The organism is Pseudoalteromonas agarivorans (assembly GCF_024518735.1).
GTDB classification, from domain to species: domain Bacteria; phylum Pseudomonadota; class Gammaproteobacteria; order Enterobacterales; family Alteromonadaceae; genus Pseudoalteromonas; species Pseudoalteromonas atlantica.
In genome coordinates this window covers 432,266-452,635 of the sequence record NZ_JANIGJ010000002.1, presented here as the reverse complement: position 1 = coordinate 452,635, position 20,370 = coordinate 432,266, and the positions used below count along the sequence as shown (strand labels likewise).

At 40.3% G+C, this 20,370-nt stretch carries 19 protein-coding genes, 1 pseudogene and 1 riboswitch; of the genes and pseudogenes, 14 read left to right on the top strand and 6 right to left on the bottom strand.

What is annotated here, in order from left to right; translation table 11 throughout:
• Window positions 1–115: 115 nt before the first annotated feature.
• The 3 genes and pseudogenes from NQT65_RS06410 to NQT65_RS06400 all read left to right on the top strand — a co-directional run bounded on the left by NQT65_RS06410 (window position 116) and on the right by NQT65_RS06400 (window position 1,518).
• On the top strand, window positions 116–559 hold the full coding sequence (locus NQT65_RS06410; protein ID WP_084554546.1) for a hypothetical protein: 444 nt from the start codon (window positions 116–118) through the stop codon (window positions 557–559).
• A 68-nt stretch (window positions 560–627) separates the two neighbouring features.
• Window positions 628–1,071 (top strand): hypothetical protein, encoded by a 444-nt coding sequence (locus NQT65_RS06405; RefSeq protein WP_256850741.1) that lies wholly within the window; start codon window positions 628–630, stop codon window positions 1,069–1,071.
• A pseudogene (locus NQT65_RS06400) lies at window positions 1,064–1,518 on the top strand (hypothetical protein). Before NQT65_RS06405 ends, NQT65_RS06400 begins: the two are co-directional and overlap by 8 nt.
• A gap of 41 nt (window positions 1,519–1,559) precedes the next feature.
• Here the strand turns inward: NQT65_RS06400 and coaD are convergent.
• Window positions 1,560–2,051: a pantetheine-phosphate adenylyltransferase gene (gene coaD / locus NQT65_RS06395; RefSeq protein ID WP_004588523.1), complete on the bottom strand. Its 492-nt coding sequence runs from the start codon at window positions 2,049–2,051 to the stop codon at window positions 1,560–1,562.
• Between the two features lie 325 nt (window positions 2,052–2,376).
• On the opposite strand from coaD, the gene NQT65_RS06390 reads away from it, so the two are divergent.
• Entirely contained in the window at window positions 2,377–3,030 is a 654-nt protein-coding gene (locus NQT65_RS06390) for a TetR/AcrR family transcriptional regulator (RefSeq protein WP_004588522.1), read from the top strand.
• 97 nt (window positions 3,031–3,127) lie between these two features.
• Complete coding sequence (gene thiI / locus NQT65_RS06385; protein WP_004588521.1) at window positions 3,128–4,585, top strand: tRNA uracil 4-sulfurtransferase ThiI; 1,458 nt, start codon at window positions 3,128–3,130, stop codon at window positions 4,583–4,585.
• A gap of 26 nt (window positions 4,586–4,611) precedes the next feature.
• Here the strand turns inward: thiI and NQT65_RS06380 are convergent, their stop codons facing one another.
• Window positions 4,612–5,514 carry a ketopantoate reductase family protein gene (locus tag NQT65_RS06380; RefSeq protein ID WP_256850740.1) on the bottom strand — a complete coding sequence of 301 codons (903 nt, stop codon included), beginning with the start codon at window positions 5,512–5,514 and terminating at the stop codon, window positions 4,612–4,614.
• Window positions 5,507–5,860 carry a VanZ family protein gene (locus NQT65_RS06375; protein ID WP_064386896.1) on the bottom strand — a complete coding sequence of 118 codons (354 nt, stop codon included), beginning with the start codon at window positions 5,858–5,860 and terminating at the stop codon, window positions 5,507–5,509. The genes NQT65_RS06380 and NQT65_RS06375 overlap by 8 nt, the downstream gene beginning before the upstream one ends.
• A gap of 150 nt (window positions 5,861–6,010) precedes the next feature.
• Here NQT65_RS06375 and NQT65_RS06370 point away from each other — a divergent pair, with 150 nt between their 5' ends.
• The 3 genes from NQT65_RS06370 to NQT65_RS06360 all read left to right on the top strand — a co-directional run bounded on the left by NQT65_RS06370 (window position 6,011) and on the right by NQT65_RS06360 (window position 9,659).
• Entirely contained in the window at window positions 6,011–6,493 is a 483-nt protein-coding gene (locus NQT65_RS06370; protein ID WP_004588518.1) for a YajQ family cyclic di-GMP-binding protein, read from the top strand.
• Window positions 6,494–6,760: 267 nt separating this feature from the next.
• Entirely contained in the window at window positions 6,761–7,543 is a 783-nt protein-coding gene (locus tag NQT65_RS06365) for a transporter substrate-binding domain-containing protein (RefSeq protein WP_256850739.1), read from the top strand.
• A 67-nt stretch (window positions 7,544–7,610) separates the two neighbouring features.
• A riboswitch (cobalamin riboswitch) is annotated at window positions 7,611–7,780 on the top strand.
• A gap of 49 nt (window positions 7,781–7,829) precedes the next feature.
• A complete protein-coding gene (locus NQT65_RS06360) occupies window positions 7,830–9,659 on the top strand; it encodes a TonB-dependent receptor domain-containing protein (protein ID WP_256850738.1) in 1,830 nt (609 codons plus the stop codon).
• 83 nt (window positions 9,660–9,742) lie between these two features.
• On the opposite strand, the gene msrA is transcribed toward NQT65_RS06360, so the two are convergent.
• The 3 genes from msrA to NQT65_RS06345 all read right to left on the bottom strand — a co-directional run bounded on the left by msrA (window position 9,743) and on the right by NQT65_RS06345 (window position 14,532).
• Window positions 9,743–10,279 (bottom strand): peptide-methionine (S)-S-oxide reductase MsrA, encoded by a 537-nt coding sequence (gene msrA / locus NQT65_RS06355; RefSeq protein WP_256850737.1) that lies wholly within the window; start codon window positions 10,277–10,279, stop codon window positions 9,743–9,745.
• 89 nt (window positions 10,280–10,368) lie between these two features.
• The gene (locus tag NQT65_RS06350; protein WP_256850736.1) at window positions 10,369–13,476 is read right to left on the bottom strand and encodes an efflux RND transporter permease subunit; all 3,108 of its coding nucleotides are present in this window, start codon (window positions 13,474–13,476) and stop codon (window positions 10,369–10,371) included.
• Between the two features lie 3 nt (window positions 13,477–13,479).
• A complete protein-coding gene (locus NQT65_RS06345; protein WP_126006201.1) occupies window positions 13,480–14,532 on the bottom strand; it encodes an efflux RND transporter periplasmic adaptor subunit in 1,053 nt (350 codons plus the stop codon).
• A gap of 246 nt (window positions 14,533–14,778) precedes the next feature.
• Between NQT65_RS06345 and NQT65_RS06340 the strand changes: the two genes are divergently transcribed.
• The 6 genes from NQT65_RS06340 to NQT65_RS06315 all read left to right on the top strand — a co-directional run bounded on the left by NQT65_RS06340 (window position 14,779) and on the right by NQT65_RS06315 (window position 20,358).
• On the top strand, window positions 14,779–15,483 hold the full coding sequence (locus NQT65_RS06340; protein WP_004587177.1) for a DUF2982 domain-containing protein: 705 nt from the start codon (window positions 14,779–14,781) through the stop codon (window positions 15,481–15,483).
• A 20-nt stretch (window positions 15,484–15,503) separates the two neighbouring features.
• The gene (locus NQT65_RS06335) at window positions 15,504–15,836 is read left to right on the top strand and encodes a hypothetical protein (RefSeq protein ID WP_024034321.1); all 333 of its coding nucleotides are present in this window, start codon (window positions 15,504–15,506) and stop codon (window positions 15,834–15,836) included.
• A gap of 151 nt (window positions 15,837–15,987) precedes the next feature.
• Window positions 15,988–17,643 carry an Lcl C-terminal domain-containing protein gene (locus NQT65_RS06330; protein ID WP_256850735.1) on the top strand — a complete coding sequence of 552 codons (1,656 nt, stop codon included), beginning with the start codon at window positions 15,988–15,990 and terminating at the stop codon, window positions 17,641–17,643.
• A 9-nt stretch (window positions 17,644–17,652) separates the two neighbouring features.
• Complete coding sequence (locus tag NQT65_RS06325) at window positions 17,653–18,171, top strand: Lcl C-terminal domain-containing protein (protein WP_256850734.1); 519 nt, start codon at window positions 17,653–17,655, stop codon at window positions 18,169–18,171.
• 175 nt (window positions 18,172–18,346) lie between these two features.
• Window positions 18,347–19,264: an ExeA family protein gene (locus NQT65_RS06320; RefSeq protein ID WP_024034318.1), complete on the top strand. Its 918-nt coding sequence runs from the start codon at window positions 18,347–18,349 to the stop codon at window positions 19,262–19,264.
• An 11-nt stretch (window positions 19,265–19,275) separates the two neighbouring features.
• The gene (locus NQT65_RS06315; RefSeq protein ID WP_256850733.1) at window positions 19,276–20,358 is read left to right on the top strand and encodes a general secretion pathway protein GspB; all 1,083 of its coding nucleotides are present in this window, start codon (window positions 19,276–19,278) and stop codon (window positions 20,356–20,358) included.
• Window positions 20,359–20,370: the final 12 nt, after the last annotated feature.

Genomic DNA, 20,370 nt, shown 5'->3' with positions numbered 1-20,370 from the left:
ATGAATTTCGAGATCTTTATTCTCCGAGCTTGCTTTTAAGATGGGGTTTATTTCTTTTATCTCAGATATAAGCTTTGCACATACTTTAAGTATTATTATGCAATGGGGATTTCTCATGGCATTTCTATACTCTTTAGTTTCATCTATTAACTCACGCTTTAAAGCATTAGTTATTCTTTCGCTTATAATGGCTGTTTCATATTTTCCAGGAATGTTCTTTAATTTTCAAACAGTTACTTATTTTGATATTGCTTTATTAGATGCTATAACCCTAGTTATATTGGCACTTGTGCAGAACTTATATATTAAAGAAAAAACAATTGCCTTTAACTACCTTATGTTTGGGCTGAGTATAAATATGTGTTTAGCTCTGGGTATGTACTTAGACCGTCATATTTTACAGAATTACACCCACTGGTGGTTTTATGATTTTTATGTAACGGTAGTACTGGTATTAGATTTAAGCATGATTTTAGTGTTGTTTATCAATAGAGATTTTTTAAAAATTATTTATTTAAAAAACCTTATTTACTCGTTCTTTGCTAAGAAACCGCAATAGTGAATAATGTCCTAATCCCTCCTGAAGTGTCAGTTTATATCGGTGTGTTGGTGCAGTGGGGATTTTTAATGGCCTTTTTATATTCACTAACAACTAGCATTAACAATCCAATAAAACAGGCTGTATGGCTATCTTTAGTTATGGCCATATCTTATTGCTTTAGTTTCTTTATTGATATTTATGATATTACCTACATAGAGTTATTTTGCTATGACGTAGTCACTTTGTTTTTTATTTTTTTTCTGCGGTATTACTTACCTGAAAAGCGCATATCTACTTACTTATTATTTGGCTTGAGCATTAATTCGTTATTATTTTTAGCTATGCACATAGATGTGTTTGTACGTGGTAATTACGAACCGTGGTGGTTTTGGTCTTTTTATACGGTTGTGATTAATATTATGGATATCATCATGGTTAGTATTTTTTTCGTTAAAAAGGATTTTTTAATGTTAGTGCATGCTACTGATAAGTGGGTGAGCGGTGTTATGAGATTGAAGCAAAGTGGCTGATATTCTTTGGGGACTGGTCGATTTAGGGTACAACGTAGGTATTTTGTTTACGTGGTTTTTTATTCTTGCCTTTTTGTATAACTTATCGGCAAGTATTAATAAGTCAGATAAGAGCAGGGCACAACTTTCATTTATTATGATGCTGTAACTATCTTGGTTTTACTTCTGTGGCGTAATTTCACCAAACAAACTATACCTACGCCCTTTTATTATTTAATTGTAGGGCTGAGCTTTAATGCCTGTTTATTTTTAGGTATGCATTACGACATTGTTATACAAGGTACACTTTACTATTGGTGGTTTTGGGCGGTATATATTTTTGGGATGTATTTTAGCGATTTCACAATGGCAATTGTACTAATTATAAACAAAGATATTTTAGGCTTGGCAAAGCTTAAACGCGCTTTATTTAACCGCAATGAATTACAAGCTATGGCTAAAAAGTAGTTAGGTATATTAGCGCACCAAAGTGCGCTAATTGTGTTTAATTAGCTTGCGTCGCAGCCTAACTTTTGTTTTAAAGCATCCACTACAAGTGGGCTTACAAATTCGCTCACATCGCCATTATGGCGGGCAACTTCTTTTACCAAGGTTGATGATATAAACGAATTGCGCTCAGAAGGTGTTAAAAATACGCTTTCTAAATCTGGATTTAGGCGGCGGTTCATATTTGCGAGCTGAAATTCGTAATCAAAATCAGATACCGCTCTAATACCGCGAATAAGCACATCAGCTTTATGATCAAAAGCTAAATCGGCTAGTAAGCCTGAAAAGCCAATCACTTTTACATTACTTAAATGCCCTAAAATAGTGTTGGCTAAATCAACTCGCTCATCAAGACTAAAGCACGGCTTTTTAGAAGGGTTATGAGCAATAGCAACAATAACTGTGCTAAACATTTTAGCTGCGCGCTGAATTAGGTCGGTGTGGCCGTTGGTTAACGGGTCGAATGTACCAGGATAGATTGCCGTAACGTTCATAGATTTCACTAACTATTATTTTTTAAGTAGTCTATCAGTGTTTGTTCTACAAATCAGCCTAGGAGATCAGGTTGAGCTTTTATGTTTGATATTTAATCAGTGAAAGTGCTTTAAATGCGTTACTATTTTTTAAAGTGTAATTACGCTGCTTAGGCTTTACTTTAGTTAACAGCACCACATTAATACAAATGCCTGCGTGGAGCATAATCAGACCTCGTTTTTAAAATAGTAAATTATGATGGTATTTAAACCAGCCTGATTTGTTTATACTGCAAGGCTGATATTTAGTGTAATGTAGTTTATAAGTTAATTTGAGTCGTCGCATATGAATACTAAGGATAAAATAATACACACCAGTATTTCGTTATTTAATGAACATGGTGAGCGTGCAATATCAACCAATCATATTGCATCACATTTAGGGATGAGCCCGGGTAATCTTTACTATCATTTTAAAAATAAAGAAGACATTATCCGACATATTTTTGCGCTTTACAGCGAGCATTTACATACTCATTTTAAACCCATTGAAGCAAACGATGATGCGTTTGATCATTTAACTGCTTATTTAGATTCATTATTTGAGCTAATGTGGCGCTATCATTTTTTTTACGACAACTTAGGCGACATCCTCTCAAGGGATGAAAGTTTAAAGCAAGCCTACATTGGTTTTCAGTCAACTTTATTAGAGCAGGTTCGCCAAGTTATTTTAGGCCTGCGCGATAACGAAATGATTGCCATAGAAGAGCAAGATGCGCTTGAACTTGCCCATACTCTTAAGCTAACCGTTAGTTTTTGGACTCCGTATATTAAAGCGCGTAGGCTCAGTGGTAATTTAGCTGAGCAAGATATTTATCATGGCATTTTAAAAGTATTAGCATTATTTAGGGCTTACAGCACCGAAAAAAGCATTCTTAAAATGAATCAGTTACGTGAAAAATACACCCAACTTGCAGAGCAAGCGCCAGCGCTTGCCTAACTGCTGTTAGTTGGTTAGTTCCTAGACGCAAAAATTTTTGCTATAATCGCGCGCCCAATGCCTGGGAGCGCGAATTCCCGCAGTCTAAGAGTGAACTATGCTTAAATTTATCGTCAAACTACATCCTGAAATTGCCATTAAAAGCCGTTCGGTACGTAAACGCTTTACTAAAGTGTTAGAAAATAACATTAAAATTGTATTGCGCCGTGTTGACGAAAAAGTACAAGTAAGAAACAACTGGGATAATATTTCTGTTGTAACTAAGCTTGATGATGCACAAACACGCCTAGACTTTATCGATAGCTTGCAGCGCATTCCTGGTATTGTGCAATTTATTGAAGTGACCGAAACTGACTTCACAACGCTTGACGATATCTATAAAAAAACCATAGACCTAGTAGGGCACACTATTGTTGGTAAAACGTTTTGTGTACGCGCAAAGCGTATTGGTCAACACGACTTTACTTCTACCGATTTAGAGCGTTACGTGGGTGGTGGTTTAAACCAGCACGTTGAAGGCGCTCGCGTTAAGTTAAGCCGCCCAGAAGTAACTATTCGCTTAGAAGTAAAAGACGATAAAGCCTACATAGTTACGCAAACTCACCTAGGTATGGCAGGCTTTCCACTGCCAACACAAGAAGACGTGCTTTCGTTAATGTCAGGCGGCTTTGACTCTGGTGTAGCAAGTTATCAGATGATCCGTAAGGGCGCTCGCACGCACTTTTTATTCTTTAATTTAGGTGGCGCAGCACACGAAATTGGTGTTAAACAAGCCAGCTACTACTTATGGAAAAAATTTAGCTCTACTCATAAAGTTAAATTTATCACGGTTGATTTTGAACCGGTTGTAGCCGAAATTTTAGAGAACGTTGAAAACAGCCAAATGGGTGTTGTGCTAAAACGTATGATGATGCGTGCTGGCAGCCAAGTAGCCGAAAAATTAAATATTCAAGCCTTGGTAACAGGTGAGAGTATAGGTCAGGTTTCTAGTCAAACTTTAGCTAATTTAAGTGTAATTGACCGCGTAACAGAAACCCTGATTTTGCGCCCACTTATTCAGCACGACAAACAAGAAATTATTAATATTGCACGTAAAATTGGCACCGCAGAAATGGCCGAAACCATGCCTGAATACTGCGGCGTAATATCTAAAAAGCCAACAGTTAAAGCTAAACTTGACGTTATTAAAGCCGAAGAAGAAAAGTTCGACTTTGATGTGCTTAATACTGTTGTTGAAAACGCTCGCATTATGGATGTGCGTGATATAGACGTAGAAGCTAAGCAAGAACTTAAAGAAGCTGAGTCGGTAGTTGATTTACCAGCGGGTGCAGTGGTTGTTGATATTCGCTCACCAGAGGAAGAGGATGCAGCGCCGCTTGAGATTGACGGTATAGATGTAGTGCATTTACCGTTTTTCCGCTTAGCGACTAAATTTGGTGATCTGCCAAAAGATAAGGATTACTACCTGTATTGTGAAAGAGGGGTTATGAGCCAGTTACAGGCGCTTATTCTTCATGAAGCAGGCTTTACGGGTGTAAAAGTTTATCGCCCGTAAAGGTTAACCGTAATTTAGAGCGTGGTTTATACCACGCTTTTTTTTGCCTTAATTTTAGCAAGTAGGGCATCGTTTAGCGGGGTGCTGATATTTAATCGCTTACCTTGTTGGCTAATATAGCCACAAATGGCGTCTATTTCGGTTTGTCGGTTATGCGCTACGTCTTGATGCATCGAAGAGTAGTTTTCAGCGGTTAGCATCATTACGTTGTAAGCGTTGTTAAGCGCATCGGCCAGTTTAATGTCAAGCTTTAAAGCATGGGCTATTTGGCATGCCTCAGTTAATAAGTTAAAAATAATGCTATTAAAATAAGGGGCACGTAACTGACCATTTTTTATATCATACAGTGCGCTTAATGGGTTAATGGCAATATTTACTAATAGTTTTTCAAACCGTAGCTGCTCAATATTAGTACAGTAGCTTAGCTGCGGCACGTTTTGCAATTGCTCATACATTGCTTGACGATAACTGTGCGCGCAAGGGTTGCAGGCACCTAATACGCTTTTACCTTCACCGGTGTGCTGTACTATAAAGTCGTTTGTTTTAAAGCCAGCCATGCTGGTGGTTAAAAAGTACAACGCTTGTCGCTTATCGAGTTGCTCATTGAGCGTTTCAACATTACCCATTCCGTTGTGCGATACAATTAGTACACTACTTGGCGATAAAAAGGGTTTAACTTGCGTAAAGGCTGATTGCACCTGAAAAGCCTTTACAGCAAAAATAACAATATCAAACGCGGGCTGTTCATTAATTTGCTTAAGCGTAATAAACCGCGCATTAATTTTTTGCGAAGGCTGTTTTGCTTTGCAATAAAAGCGTGTATTTGCAGTGGCTTTGCGTGTTAACACATGCACAGTGTGAGCTTTAGATAAAAAATGGCTTAGCAATAAACCAATAGCGCCGTCGCCAATAATAAGAATATTAGCCATAAGGGTTCTTTTTTCGAGGAGTAAAAATGGTTCTTAGTAAAAAGTACGTGGCCGCACCGGCAAAATCAGCAATAAAATCACCTAACGAGGCCTGCCTGTAGGGAAGCGCATCTTGCATTATTTCTATTGCTGCACCGTAGCCCGCAAGCAAGAGTACTTGCGTGTACAGCGGTAGCTTAAAGGCTTTATCCATAATGATGGCAAGTATAAAAAATATCCCAAAGTGGGCAACTTTATCAACATGTGGAAATAAGTTCGTAACGCCGCCTTTTATTTCTTTGGCAAATAAGAGGGTAAACACCACTATACTAATCAAAAAAACTGCTTGGTAAACACGCCTTGTCACGATGAATCCTAAAACCGCTTAAAAAAGAGGCTGCAGTATATCAAACTAAATTAGTATCGCACCTGAACAACTGGCAGAAAAATGTAAAGATTTATAATTTTAGCGTTATAATCGGCGCATAAATTTAGATTTAATAGTTAGGAGAACCCAATGCCTTCATTTGATATCGTATCAGAAGTAGAAATGAACGAAGCTAAAAATGCAGTAGATAACGCCAACCGTGAGCTAGAAACGCGCTTTGACTTTAGAGGTGTTGACGCATCAATTGAGCTAAACGACAAAACAATTAAACTAAAAGCAGAAGCTGACTCACAAGTTATGCAATTGTTTGATATTTTAGCAGGTAAAATTTCTAAGCGTGGTATGGACGTAGCAAGCTTGGAGCTGCAAGACATCACTCGTGCTGGTAAAAATGTGTTTCGTAATGTTGCACTTAAACAAGGCATTGAGAAAGACATGGCTAAAAAAGTAGTTAAAGCCATTAAAGACTCAAAAGTAAAAGTACAAGCTGCTATTCAAGGTGAAGAAGTACGTGTAACGGGTAAAAAGCGTGACGATTTACAAGCCGCTATGCAAGTCGTTCGCACTGCAGATTTAGGCCAGCCTTTCCAGTTTAAAAACTTTCGCGATTAATTAGCTAAGTGTCTTTAGTGTTTTAAAGTGAAAATTTAAATGTGTGGTTATTAAATATATTAGCCACACATTTTACCCCGCCCTAATTACAGCCTTTACTTACTCGCAAGCCTAAACCCCTTTTACCTACGTAAAATTACTCTACTGTTATTCCATATTCTTTTAACGTTATTTAAATGCATTATTAAACCTGCTTATCACGCAGTTGCGTATATTAGGCTATTCTTAATATCAATATTACTTAATAGCGACTGTTAAAGGCTTTGAATGCTTAAGTTTTTTGTTTTTATAATTATTATTGCGTGCAGTAAGTTTAGTTTTGCCAAGCCAATAAATGTAGATGTGTTGGTAGAGGACGGTTACTTTCCAATTATTATTAATGCCGAAAAAGAGCAAGGGTTAGCGCCTGAGTTTGTAAAAATACTCAATGACTCTCAAAGCGAATATAAATTTACTCTTAACTCTTTGCCTGTAAAAAGGCTCAAAAAGTGGGTCGAATGGGGGGAATTCGACATGTTATTTTTAATGGCTATGCAATGGGTGCCTGAGGTAGCAAGAAGTGCCTTACAGGAAACGAGCTTTTATGTTATTGCTAAAAATGAGTTCTATACGCTGGCACAAAACACCCAAAAGCAAAGCTATTTCGATGACTTACATGCTTTAACAAAAGCGGGGGTATTGGGGTATTCCTATCGTTTTGCTGATTTTAAAACCGATGCACAATATTTAAGTGATGAACACCAAGTTAGTTTAACAATCGATGAGTTTAACGTTGTTAAAATGCTGCTATTAAAGCGTGCCGATGTAGGGGTGTTAAATAACATAGCTTATCAATACTTTAAAAAGAACAACATTTTTAATATGAACCTGCTTTATAAGAGTAATACCCCAGATGCTATATACGATACTCATTTTTTAGTTAATCCTGTGCGCAGTAAAATTACGGTAAAACAAATGGATAAGCTTTTAAATTCGCCTGAAATAAAACCTAAAATCACAGCGCTTTTAAGTTCATACGGCGTAACATCCAGCTTTACTGGGAATGAATAATTTAACCTTTAGCTATATAGACGTCCGTTGACATTTGTAAACAAACTGCTCACAATAACCGCCTATTTTCAAGGTGCTTGCTGGTTGCTAAATACAGGGTTTAAAGTATTAAAACTAACAGCGAGATAATCGGGAAGTTGGTGCGCCTTTATGATAAAAGCAATCCCAACACTGCCCCCGCAACGGTAAAGTATTAACGCATTTATGTGTTTACTGAGTCCGGAGACCGGCCTTGAAGTAATCTTACTTACTTAAATCTTTGCGGTGGGCAAAGATAGGGAACATCATGCTAAATAAAACAACTCTTGGCGTTGCTATCTCGGCTGCGCTGTCTTTTTCTGTATCTGCTGCACAAAGCCCAATTGAAAAAATCACTGTTACCGCTAATAAATTTGAACAATCAATAAATAATGTATTAGCGAGCGTTAATGTAATTGAACGCGCCGAAATAGATGCAAGCAATGTACGCGATTTACCAACCTTACTAAGCACACAGGTGGGTTTTCAAATTAACCCTAATGGTGGTTTTGGCCAAACGTCGGGCGTGTCTTTACGTGGTACAGGTTCTGGCGATACGCTAATTTTAATTGATGGTGTACGCACGGGCTCAGCCACACTAGGACAAAAAGCATTAAGTAACGTGCCGCTAAATAGTATTGAGCGAATAGAGATCATAAAAGGCTCGCGTGCAGCTGTGTATGGCTCAGATGCATTAGCTGGGGTTATTAATATAATAACGCGTGAAGCGAGCAATGTATCACTTGATGCCACATTTGGCTCTAACGCTTATCAAAACTATCAGCTTGCAGGTTCAGTAAAATCAGATGAAGTTGTTAGCGCATTTAATGCAGGCTTTGAAAAAACCGATGGTTTTGATGCATTACAAGGTATAGCGCCTGATGACGACAGCTATGAAAATAAAAACGTAGGCTTTAAAGTAAACTATGCAGATGCACACTACGGTAACTTTAAGCTACTAGGCCAGTACAGCGAAGGCTACGCGGATTACGATAGCAGCTTTAGCCCTGCAACGAGCACGGTTGAAAGAGGGGATTTTAAAAACTATCAACTGTCGGCGAAGTGGAGCAAAAACTACACTAACCAATCTCATGCTATAGATGTTGCTTTTGCAACCGATGATTCTGACAGTACATATGTGGACTTTTTTACCGGCGGGCCAATAACCAGTACGTTTATTACTAAACGCTCGCAAGTAGATTACAGCGGCCAATACCGCTTAACAAATGCGCTTAATATTAGCGGCGGCGTTAATTGGTATAACGATGATGTATCGCACAGCTCGCAAGCATTTGATGAGGATAGCCGCGATGTATTGGCAGTGTTTGTTGGGGCTTATTACGGCACCGACACTGTGCTTGCCAATTTAACTCTTCGTCAAGACGACGATGAACAGTTTGGTGATGAAACAACCTATACTGCGGCGGCTGGTTATCATTTATCTGAAAATTCAACATTTAGAATTAGTCAAAGCACAGGTTTTAAAGCGCCAACATTTAACGATTTATACTACCCAAATTTTGGTAATCCAGATCTCCAACCTGAAAAATCAATAAACCGCGAGCTTGGTGTAAATGTTAATTTTGACAGTACACAAGTCGATTTTGCAATTTTTAGAAACGACATCGAAGATAAAATTGATTACGATGAAAACTTTGCGTTAGCTAATATAAACGAAGCTCGCTATGAAGGGGTTGAGTTTAGCCTTACACAACAAATTTTAGGGTTTGATAGCCACTTTAATTTTGCATACTTAAGTGCCGAAAACAAACAAACCGGTGATGAGCTACGCAATGTTGCCAAGCGCACTGTTAATTGGGAAATCGCAAAGCAATTTGGTGATTTTGATGCTCGCATTAATATGCAATACCGCAGTGATCGCGAGGGGGCAGTAACGCGCCTAGGATCGTATACACTTTGGAACCTAGCGGGTAAGTATCATGTAAACGATAATATTGAGCTGTCGCTTCGTGTAGAGAACCTATTTGACAGAGATTACAATGTGGTTGACTCAAGAGCTGACTTTACAAGCGGTGACGTATATTACTACAACACCCCAGAGCGCCGCTTTTTTGTAGGTGCAAGCTATCAGTTTTAATAGCGTTTTTTTAATATACAAAAGCCCGATTTATATCGGGCTTTTTAATGTGTATTTAGAATTGTTTTAACAACGCAAATTAGCTAGTCAGCTAAAAATTCTTTAAATACAGTTTCAAACTTGTGTAACTTAGGCGCAATTAAAATACTACAGTAACCCTGCTGTGGGTTTTCGTTGTAGTAATCTTGATGATAATGCTCCGCTGGGTAATATGTGGTAGCAGGGCTAACCTCTGTCACTATTGGCTCGCTAATATGGTTTTGTAGCTGGGCTATCATCTCATTGGTTTGATTTAATTGTGTATCGTTGTGGTAATAAACAACACTTCTATACTGTGTGCCAATATCGTTACCTTGGCGATTTAATTGGGTGGCATCGTGTAACGTAAAAAACATGCTAAGCAGTGTTTCAAAACTCACTACAGCGCTGTCAAATTCCAGTTGCACAACCTCAGCATGGCCTGTTGTACCAGAGCAGACTGATTTATACGTGGGGTTGTCGGTATTACCGCCGGTGTAACCTGAGCTTACGTTTAGTACACCTTTTACTCGTCTGAATGCAGCGTCTATACACCAAAAACAGCCTCCACCAAATGTTGCTAGTTGTGTTGATGTGCTCATAAGTTGTCCTAATTATGTATGTTACAGTATTAAGGCGAGCATAAATTGAATACGCCGTAACAGCAAGTTACGGCGCAGTGTAAGCTCAGTTAAATTTCATCGCTGTCTTTTAGCGGGTGAGAGTCGGCTTGCTTATTTAATTTTTGCTGTAAAAATTCTGGCGACTGTGTGTTGCGGGCTAGGGCATAATACGCCGCAGGCACAACATAAAGCGTTAGCAATGTTGATACAATAACCCCTGTAAATACCACCACACCAATTACCATGCGGCTCTCTGCGCCTGGGCCTGATGCCAATACTAAAGGCACAGCGCTCATTACCGTAGTCAGAGAGGTCATTATTATTGGGCGCAGGCGCTGAGTGGCCGCTTGCAAAATAGCCTCGCTAAATTCTACGCCTTTATCGCGTAGTTGGTTGGTAAATTCGACTATTAAAATACCATTTTTAGCGCTTAAACCTATCAGCATTACAATACCAATTTGGCTATAAATATTAAGCGTTAAGCCAGTTGCCCATAGGCCAAACATGGCGCCCATTAGGCCAAGTGGTACTGTTAGCATAATGACAAACGGGTGCATAAAACTTTCAAATTGCGCTGCTAAAACTAAAAAGGTCACAGTCAGGGCAAGCACAAATACATAGGTCATGGCCGATGCGCCTTCGTAATATAATTGTGATTCACCTTTATAATCTACAGCGCCGTCAATGTCGTTTTCCTCAGCGGCTACTTTGTTTAAAAAGTTAAGTGCTTGTTCAAGTGTATAACCATCCGCTAGATTAGCGCTTAGTGTGATGGCGCGCATTCGGTTATAACGGTTTAAGCGCGATGCTGTGGCCTCTTCTTTTAAGCTTATAAGGCTATCTAGTGGGACCAGCTCACCACTGCGTGATTTAAGGTAAATATTTGAAATATCAGTAGGGTTTGTAAAGTCTTGTTTAGTGCCTTTTAAAATTACATCGTATTCTTCACCACGGTCAATAAAGGTGGTAACACGGCGCTGCCCTAGCATGGTTTCAAGCGTGGTACCTACATCTGATACTGACACACCTAGATCGGCGGCTTTGTTTTTATCTATGCTGACTAAAAATTGTGGAAAGGTCTCTTTATAGTCGTGATCGATTCTTACCAAGCCTGGATTTTTTTCTGCGCGCTCTATAATGCGGTCGCGCCAATCAGCAAGTTGTTCGTAATCGTTACCTTGTAGTACAAACTCAATCGGGCGAGAAGAGCCACCACCGCCAATACCACGGCGCATAATAGCAAAGGCACGTACATCTGTTACTTCGGTCATTTTGGCGCTTATTTCGTCCATAACTTCCCAGGTAGAGCGCTTACGCTTATCCCAATCGGCCATACCAACGATAGCAACACCGCCACTGCCGCCCCAGCCCGGTACGCGCACTAAAACACGGCTTAATTCGCCAGCTTCTGAGTAAGGAAGCAGGCGCTCTTCTATTTTAGCCATATTGGCTGCGTTATTTTCATAACTTGCGCCTTCAGGGCCGCTCATCATAATAAAAAAGGTACCGCGGTCTTCTTTTGGCGTAAGCTCAGAGGGCACTTGTAAAAACAACGAGTAGCTAACAAAACCAGCAAGTACTAGGCTTATCATTAAGCCCCATTTTTTGGTCATATTTGAGGTAAGCGATTGGCGGTAACTGTTTTCAACTTTGCTAAAAACACGGTCCATCCATTGGCTAAATTTACTTTCTTTTTCTGACGCTTTTAAAACTTTAGAGCACAGCGCAGGCGATAGGGTAAGGGCAGTAATACTAGAGAAAAACACCGCGGCACTTACAGCCATTGCAAACTCTGTAAACAAGGCGCCAATTCGCCCATCCATAAATACTAAAGGTACAAACACCGAAATAAGCACAAGCGTTGTCGCAATAATTGCAAAGCCTACTTCGCGGGCACCTCTAAAAGCCGCTAATAAAGGTGGTTCGCCAAGCTCAATCCGACGGTGAATATTTTCAAGCATTACAATGGCGTCATCTACAACCAAACCAATTGCTAATACCAGCGCAAGTAAGGTTAATAAGTTGATTGAATAACCCATGGCAAGTAAAAACATAAAGCTGCCAACAAGTGCTACAGGCACAGTAACAGCAGGGATAAGCGTAGCGCGAATATTACCTAAAAAGATAAATATTATTAACACCACTAACCCCATAGAAATGGCAAGGGTGCTATATACTTCGTTGATTGACTCTTTAATAAAAATAGACGAATCGTAGCTGTCTTGAATAGTGGTGCCCTCTGGCAAATTACGTTTTATTTTTTCAAGTTCACTGCGGGCGTTGTCTACCACTGTTAAGGTGTTTGCTTTAGCTTGCTTTACTATGCCAAGGCCAATCATGTTACGGCCGTTACCACGGAACAGGCTTTCATCGTCGGCGGCTTCTAAATGTACATCGGCAACTTCACCTAAACGTACAAGGTAGCCGTCTTCACCGCGTTTAATAACTAAGTTTTGAAAATCACGTTGGTCTTTATAGCTACGCGCTGTACGTACGGTAAAGTCGCGGTCGATAGATTCAATTTCACCTGCTGGTAGCTCTACGTTTTCGCTGCGTAGGGTGTTTTCGATATCACTTGAAGTGATCCCTCGAGCGGCCATGGCTTGGCGGTTTAGCCAAATTTTCATGGCGTATTGACGCTCACCACCAATACGTACATTTGAAACGCCATCTACAACGGCTAATCGGTCGACAATAAAGCGCTGTGCATAATCGCTCAATTGCAGCGAGTTCATGGTTTCACTGTTAAGTACAAACCAAGCAATAGGGCTCTCGTCGCTGTTTGACTTAGATACCTCTGGTGGGCGCACTTGCTCTGGTAGGTTGTCTAGTGCGCGAGCAACTCGCTCTCGTACATCGTTTGAGGCTGCGTCAATATCACGGCTTATATCAAACTCAATAACGATATTAGAGCGCCCATTTCTGCTTGAAGAATTAATACTTTTAATGCCTTCAATACCCGATATCCGGTTTTCTAATATTTGCGTTATTTTTGTCTCGACTATTTCTGCCGAAGCACCAGTGTAGTCAGTACTAATACTGACAATAGGGGTTTCAATATCAGGGTATTCTCTAAGTGGTAGCATCGAAAAAGCCACCAAGCCAAATGTTAGCAGTAGTAAGTTAATTACTATGGCAAAAACAGGGCGTTTAACACTCGTATCTGTAATTTTCACCGATTAACCCTCAACACTTACTTTGCTTCCAGGGCGAATTTTAATAATGCCTTCGGTAATCACTTGCTCGCCATCGCTAAGGCCTTCATCAATCGCTACCCAGCCGTTATTTCTGCCAGCAACATGCACTTCTACCTTGTTGGCAATACCATCTTTAACTTGGTATACAAAATGTTTATCTTGCAGTGGGATCACGGCTTTTTCTGGCACCATAAGCGCCTGATTACTACTAAGCTCCAAAGCGGTGTTTAAAAGCATACCAGGGCGTAATAACCCGGATTTATTAGCAAAGCTTGCGGTTACTTCTACACTGCGAGTAATCGAGTCGATACGAGAACTAATATGGGTCACTTTGCCGGTAAAAGTGCGCCCTGGGTAGGCATCGTTTTGAGTATGTACTTTCATGCCTAGGTTAAGTTGAGATAAATATTTTTCAGGGACTTTAAAGTCAACTTTTATAATACTAATATCATCAAGCGTTGTAATAATTGTATCGCTACTTACATAAGCACCAACCGACACTTCTCGTTTGCCTAATAAGCCAGAAAACGGCGCGGTAATTAGCATTTCATCAAGTTTGGTTTTAGCGCTTTCTAGTTGGGCTTGCGTGGCATCTACGCGAGAAAGCTGCTCTTCTAATAATGATTTAGCGGTAGATTGCGTACGAGAAAGCTCAGTAAGGCGGCTTAACTGACGTTTTTCTTCTTTTAAATTAATGCCTAGCTCTTTTACAGCGTATTGTTCTTGCTGATTTTGCAGCTGCACAAGGCGTTGGCCTTTACTTACTAAGTCGCCATCTTCAAAATATATGTGTGTAACATAATCGCTTTGTGCGCTTTTTATATAAATTGCTTGGTTTGCGCGTGCACTGCCTATGGCTTCAATCATAACGGTGTTTTCTTGAGATGATACCGTATGAGCCATTACCTGTGTGGGTGTATCACTTGAATTAGATTGTTCACCATGGCTAGATGGCAAATATAAGTACACACTTAAAATAACAAGAAGCGTAATTAAAAATGGAAAAAGAGCTTTACCTGACTGTTTTGAATACATCGTTTTCATACCTGAAAATAAATTGTAAGTATTGTACGAAATAAGACCGTGAAAAGGCGGTTATGTGTCTCATAAATTTGTGCGTTAGGCGTAAAAATTTATGAGACTAATTACTTGTTCCCATTTAACACTAAAATTATGATAAAACGATGAAGCAACCACCGCAGTGTAAAACCTGTTTAACAATGAGAAAAATAATACTTTGGGGTATTGTTATGTTTTTATTTTATATGGCTTTTTACCAATATGGGTAAGCCAAGTTCAATAATAAAATACAGGGCGCAAGGGGCGCGCAATGGCATTGAAGTACTTACTGTAGGCAGCGTAGGATTAGTATTTATTATGCTGTTTAATTTACTGCGCCCGGGTGAAATTAGCTTAATAGAAATTTTTTTAGTAAGCATGTGCATAGCTGCTATTTTTATTGGTTTTTTAAAAACGCAGGAACCTTATTACAGTTTAGTGCTTAGTGAGTCCTTACTTGTGTATCAGCATAAGTATGGCCAGTGGCAGTTACATGTTAGTAACTTACACCACAGCGGTATTCCTAAGGTGGCTGACGGCCTTGAACACCTTGAATTAAACGCAGTAGGTTTAAAACTCAATGATATGGACGAATTTTTAAGCGCTATACACCCACGCATTGCCGGAAAACTACTGATAGAGCAGCGTAATTTATTTATGCAAGCTGTTCAAAAACATTGCAAAAATGGCAATTGCCCATCAGAATGGTTAATAGAAGAGACACAATACACCTCACCTAAAGGATTTAGCTATACTGGACTTATAGCTATGTTTGCTAACAGAGCCAAGCACCTTGAGTTGTTAACGGGATATAATTTACTGTTACCCGCAAGTGTATTAGAGACAGACATTTGGTCGTTCAGTGCCGATTTAAATAAATGGAAACGCGCACCTGAACGGTTTATAGCATCGCAAGTTGGACACTAAATGCGATAGTAGGAAAAATAATGAGCCAAGAAAGATCTTTTATAAAGAGTGGTCGCAATACCATCATCCATAAAGATAAAAAGCTTGATCTAGTCATTGTAAATGCAGAGCAGCACCCACGTATAAAGGTAACTCAAAATGGTTTGGAGCCATTTAAAGAGGACCTACCTAAAAACCGGCGTGATGCCAAAGAGCGTTACCTTGAAATTGTTAATGTAAGTAGCGCTGATATTTTTGGCGAAGAAAAACAGCTGTTGTTTATTCAGGCGCTTGATGGGCGTGAATACAAAGTAGATTACTCAAAAATAGGCACTAAGCTGTTTGTGCGTATTCATCAAGATACGTATATGTAATACCAATCCGCAATAATGCTTAATCATTTTGCGACACGTTTTCCAGCCTCAAAATGGTTCACTTAATTAAGCGAATTGGTATAACTCTAAATGGCACCTTTATTGCTAGTGATTACACTATAGTAATTATTTGACATTATAGGTGCGTTTTATGAAAGCGTTTGCTTTTACTCCCCTTATATCTTGTTTTTTATTGGCTGCCTGTGGCGGTGGAGGCAGCGGTAGTGATGACTCTGCTGTTGAAACCTCGGTTAATGCCGGAACCGATCTTCAGGTTGTAGAAAAAACAGAGTTTACAATCTCCGCACAAGGCTCACCAGCCGACGGTACCTTTACTTGGCAGCGCGTTAGCGGGCCATCTGTGGACGGCTTCCCGCTTGAAGGTGCAGAGCAAACAATTACTGCGCCCGATGTTAAAGCCGATAGTGAACTTGTACTATCTGTAAGCTATCAAACAGATAATGGCAGCTTAGTTAGTGACAACGTGAGCATATTTATTACCTCAAGTAATCAATTACCGCTTGCTGTTGTTAGTCAAACAGCCCCAGAAACACTACCTTCAACCTATAACGACACCGTAACGTTAAGTGCTGAAGAGTCGAGCGACCCTGATGAAAATGGCCAAATTAATAGCTATCAGTGGCAATTAATTTCAGGCCCTGATTTAGATGTAACCGACTTTGACAACTCTACGGTAAGTTTTAGCCACCCGCTGCTTGAATCAAATACTAATTTAATATGGCAATTAAGCGTTACCGACGACGAGGGCGGCGAGGCAAGTACTGAATACAGTATGACATTAAATAAAACAGACGAGCTGGTTGTGGCCAATGCCGGAGATGACCAAAACGTTGAAGAATTTGAGGAAGTGACCTTAGATGCAAGTGAAAGTGACACCCTGACAGATACGTTTTCATGTAGCTGGCAACAATTAACGGGCAATGCCGAAACGCTGGCAAATACTAGCCAATGTACCACGACATTTTTTGCCTCCGACGTTGATTTAGATACCACATTGAGCTTTGAAGTCACTGTTACTGATTCTAAAGGGCGCACTGACACCGATACCGTATTTATTGACGTATCACCAAAAGCATTAGGGTTAATTAACGACAGTGGCCTAGGCGAGTGTTATAACAATACGCAGCGTATCAATTGCCAAAGTAGTGACTTTCCGGGTCAAGATGCAGAGCTTGGTCGAGACAGCTTTGCCAACCAACTCGATAAAGCAGGCCAAGGTAACCTTGCGTTTGACTACACTAAGCTAAATCAGTTTGCTGATGAAGTAGCTGATGATAGTGACGACTTTACTTGTATACGCGACAACGTAACGGGGCTTGTATGGGAAGTGAAAAGTGTAGAATCAGGTACATTACCTAATACCACCTTACGCGATGGCCAAAATCATTACTTTTGGGATTTAGGCACGACAACCTTTACCGATACCAGTACCGCTAATACCACCTGCCCAGATGATACAAGCTGTGGTGTGCAAACCTATATAAATGAAGTGAACGACTTAGATTTTTGCGGCGGTACCAATTGGCGCTTACCAACTTACACTGAGCTGTTGAGCTTAATAGATTATGGCAAGCAGGGCGAAAACGTATTAATTGATGAAGCGTTTTTTCCAAATATGCCAGAAGCAGGCGCTATAGATGATGTGAATTTACCGTACTGGACATCGCAAACTGCAGCCGATGGTACCAGCTTATCGCAAGCGTACATTATTGATATGAGCAACGGGAATGACTTAGCCTACCCGAAAGAAAAGTACGCGTATGTACGTTTAGTCAGAAGCCGATAGGAGAAAATCATGAAAACATGCTTACTATTTTCAATGGCTGTATTTAGCGCAAGCTTTCAACTAGCCGCAGCGCAAACGTGTTACGACGGGGCGGATACAACAACACTAACCACACGCTTCACCCTTAATGACGATGGCACAGTGTTAGATACAGAAACAGGCCTAATGTGGCAACGTTGTAGCTACGGACAAGTTTACGATAGCGACACTGAAACATGTACAGGCTCTTCTCCGTCACTTAATTGGCAAGAAGCACTTAGAGGCGCAGAAAACGACACCACTGCCGATTACGACGATTGGCAGGTGCCTAATATTAAAGAGCTTGCCAGTATTTTAGAGCACAGCTGCACCGAGCCAAGTATTAACGAAGAGGTGTTTTTAGGCACTAAATTGCAAAACTACTGGAGTAATACCTCAGGGGTAAGCACGATGAGCTCAGCATGGGTTTACCAGTTTGATAGCGGGCTTAATAGCTTACATGCTAAAACCAGTGACGTGTATTTACGTTTAGTGCGTTACGAAAACTAAGTAAAATAAAATAGCCAAGCACTTAGCTTTAATACAAAAGCGCCGCTAAATTTAGCGGCGCTTTTTTGTTTTACATAAATTTACGTTATTTCAATAATAAAGCGCATACAACGTTGTTACTTTGTCGTTTTTTTTGCCATTATAGGCCGAGTTTTAATGACGAAGGAACATTGCGGTGTATTTAAGCTACTTTGGCTTGAGCGAAAAGCCATTTTCGATCTCGCCCAACCCCCATTATTTATTTTTAAGCGAACGCCACAAAGAGGCACTTGCCCACTTAACCTATGGATTAGGCGAAGATGGCGGGTTTGTATTGCTAACCGGCGAAGTGGGAACAGGCAAAACCACCATTACCCGCAGTATGTTAGAGCAACTGCCAGAGAACACTCAAGTTGCAATGATCCATAATCCGGCGCTGTCGGAGCTTGAGCTTTTGGCCAGTATTTGTGATGAGCTAAACATTACTTACGATGCCCAAAATGCCACCCTTAAAAGTTTAACCGACATTATTAAGCAGCACTTAGAGGCTAATAACAAAGCGGGCGGGCACACAATTTTAATTATTGATGAAGCGCAGCTCCTTGCCCCCGATGTGCTTGAGCAATTACGACTATTAACTAACATAGAAACTGATCATAAAAAACTGTTACAAATAGTCTTAGTGGGCCAACCAGAGCTTCAGGCATTATTAAAACGTACTGAGCTTAGGCAGTTAGCTCAGCGAATTACAGCACGGTATCATTTATTACCGCTCACCCAAGGGCAAACAGTTGCGTATATAAAGCATCGTTTACATATTGCCGGGTGTGATAAAGGCGTGTTTTCGCTCGATGCGATGCAAGCTGTACATCAGTTAACTGGCGGCATTCCACGCTTAATGAATTTAGTCTGTGAGCGCGCGTTAGTCGGGGCTTTTTCTAAGCAGCAGCTTATTGTTGATAGTGATATTATAAAACAATCAGCCCAAGAATCACTGCCTATGGACTTTGTGGCTGCGCAGAATAATGCACCTAAATCCACTGGCCGTGTTTATTATTACTTAGCATTTGCTGCTTTGTTTGCAGTAGGTGTTGGCATGTCGTTTATTATATAGTTAGGTAATTTATGTCTTATTTATTAGATGCATTAAAGCAATCTCAACAAGCAGATATGAGCGCCGAGCAATATGATTTGCAGTCAGCGCAGTTAAAACAGCAGCAAGCACTTACGCGCTATAAAAAAATGGTGTGGCTACTTGGCGGCGCAATTGCAGCATTTATTGCTATAGCGGGTGGCTTTACAGCAGGTAAGTGGTTTCAAAGCAGCGCACTATTAAACGCAACCCAGACGGTTGATGTTGTTAGCACTGATAGCAAAAAGCAAAAACAAGCAGTAACAGATGAGCCAACTACAGCGCAAAATAAAGCCGAAAAGCCTGTAACATCACCTTCTTCAGAGGCTGAAAAAAATAGTAATAAAGCAACGATTGAAGGGCAGTTGGTGTATGTACAAACACCTACCGGGGTACAAAAAATGTTGCTTACCCCACAGGGGCAGTATATCCCTATTAATGATAATCTGGCGCAGCAGCAACCAGGTTACAATGTGCAACCCCCTATAAATGCTAACGGGTATAATCAAAATGCGTTTAATCAGCAAACTTACAATGCACAGCTACCTAATACGCAAAGCTATAATCCACTTGCTTATAATGCACACGGCCAAAACACGCAATTTATGCAGCCGCAAGCACAAAATACAAGCTCAGCAGGTTTAGATATGAGCAAGTACAAAGTGCTTGGAAAACCACTGAATGGTGAAAATACGCCACACACGCAAGCGCCGCAAAGTAGTCCGGAGCTTGATGCTGTACCGAGTAAATTAAAAGATGCCTTTGCACAAGCGATAAAAGACTCGGAGCAAGAACAAGATTACGAAGTAACGCAGGCCTCTCGCAGTTCATCTCGAGTTAAACCGGTTGAGCTATTACCAGATGGCTTACAAGCCATGCTGCCAAGCATTAAATACCAAGCACATATATACTCTTCAAGTGCAGATAAACGCTGGATAAAGCTTAATGGCAGAGAGCTACACGAAGGGGAGAGCATTGGGGCACTAACAGTGCGCGAAATTACCCCAGAGCAAAGTGTACTTGATTTTGATGGTTATGAATTCAGTATTAAAGCTTTGCAGGATTGGCCGCAATAAAGCGCAGCTAAT

Bases quoted from the DNA above. Each gene is read 5' to 3' on its own strand.
- NQT65_RS06410 (WP_084554546.1), top strand. From the start codon at position 116: ATGGCATTTCTATACTCTTTAGTTTCATCTATTAACTCACGCTTTAAA.
- NQT65_RS06405 (WP_256850741.1), top strand. From the start codon at position 628: ATGGCCTTTTTATATTCACTAACAACTAGCATTAACAATCCAATAAAA.
- coaD (WP_004588523.1), bottom strand. From the start codon at position 2,051: ATGAACGTTACGGCAATCTATCCTGGTACATTCGACCCGTTAACCAAC.
- NQT65_RS06390 (WP_004588522.1), top strand. From the start codon at position 2,377: ATGAATACTAAGGATAAAATAATACACACCAGTATTTCGTTATTTAAT.
- thiI (WP_004588521.1), top strand. From the start codon at position 3,128: ATGCTTAAATTTATCGTCAAACTACATCCTGAAATTGCCATTAAAAGC.
- NQT65_RS06380 (WP_256850740.1), bottom strand. From the start codon at position 5,514: ATGGCTAATATTCTTATTATTGGCGACGGCGCTATTGGTTTATTGCTA.
- NQT65_RS06370 (WP_004588518.1), top strand. From the start codon at position 6,011: ATGCCTTCATTTGATATCGTATCAGAAGTAGAAATGAACGAAGCTAAA.
- NQT65_RS06365 (WP_256850739.1), top strand. From the start codon at position 6,761: ATGCTTAAGTTTTTTGTTTTTATAATTATTATTGCGTGCAGTAAGTTT.
- NQT65_RS06360 (WP_256850738.1), top strand. From the start codon at position 7,830: ATGCTAAATAAAACAACTCTTGGCGTTGCTATCTCGGCTGCGCTGTCT.
- msrA (WP_256850737.1), bottom strand. From the start codon at position 10,279: ATGAGCACATCAACACAACTAGCAACATTTGGTGGAGGCTGTTTTTGG.
- NQT65_RS06345 (WP_126006201.1), bottom strand. From the start codon at position 14,532: ATGTATTCAAAACAGTCAGGTAAAGCTCTTTTTCCATTTTTAATTACG.
- NQT65_RS06340 (WP_004587177.1), top strand. From the start codon at position 14,779: ATGGGTAAGCCAAGTTCAATAATAAAATACAGGGCGCAAGGGGCGCGC.
- NQT65_RS06335 (WP_024034321.1), top strand. From the start codon at position 15,504: ATGAGCCAAGAAAGATCTTTTATAAAGAGTGGTCGCAATACCATCATC.
- NQT65_RS06330 (WP_256850735.1), top strand. From the start codon at position 15,988: ATGAAAGCGTTTGCTTTTACTCCCCTTATATCTTGTTTTTTATTGGCT.
- NQT65_RS06325 (WP_256850734.1), top strand. From the start codon at position 17,653: ATGAAAACATGCTTACTATTTTCAATGGCTGTATTTAGCGCAAGCTTT.
- NQT65_RS06315 (WP_256850733.1), top strand. From the start codon at position 19,276: ATGTCTTATTTATTAGATGCATTAAAGCAATCTCAACAAGCAGATATG.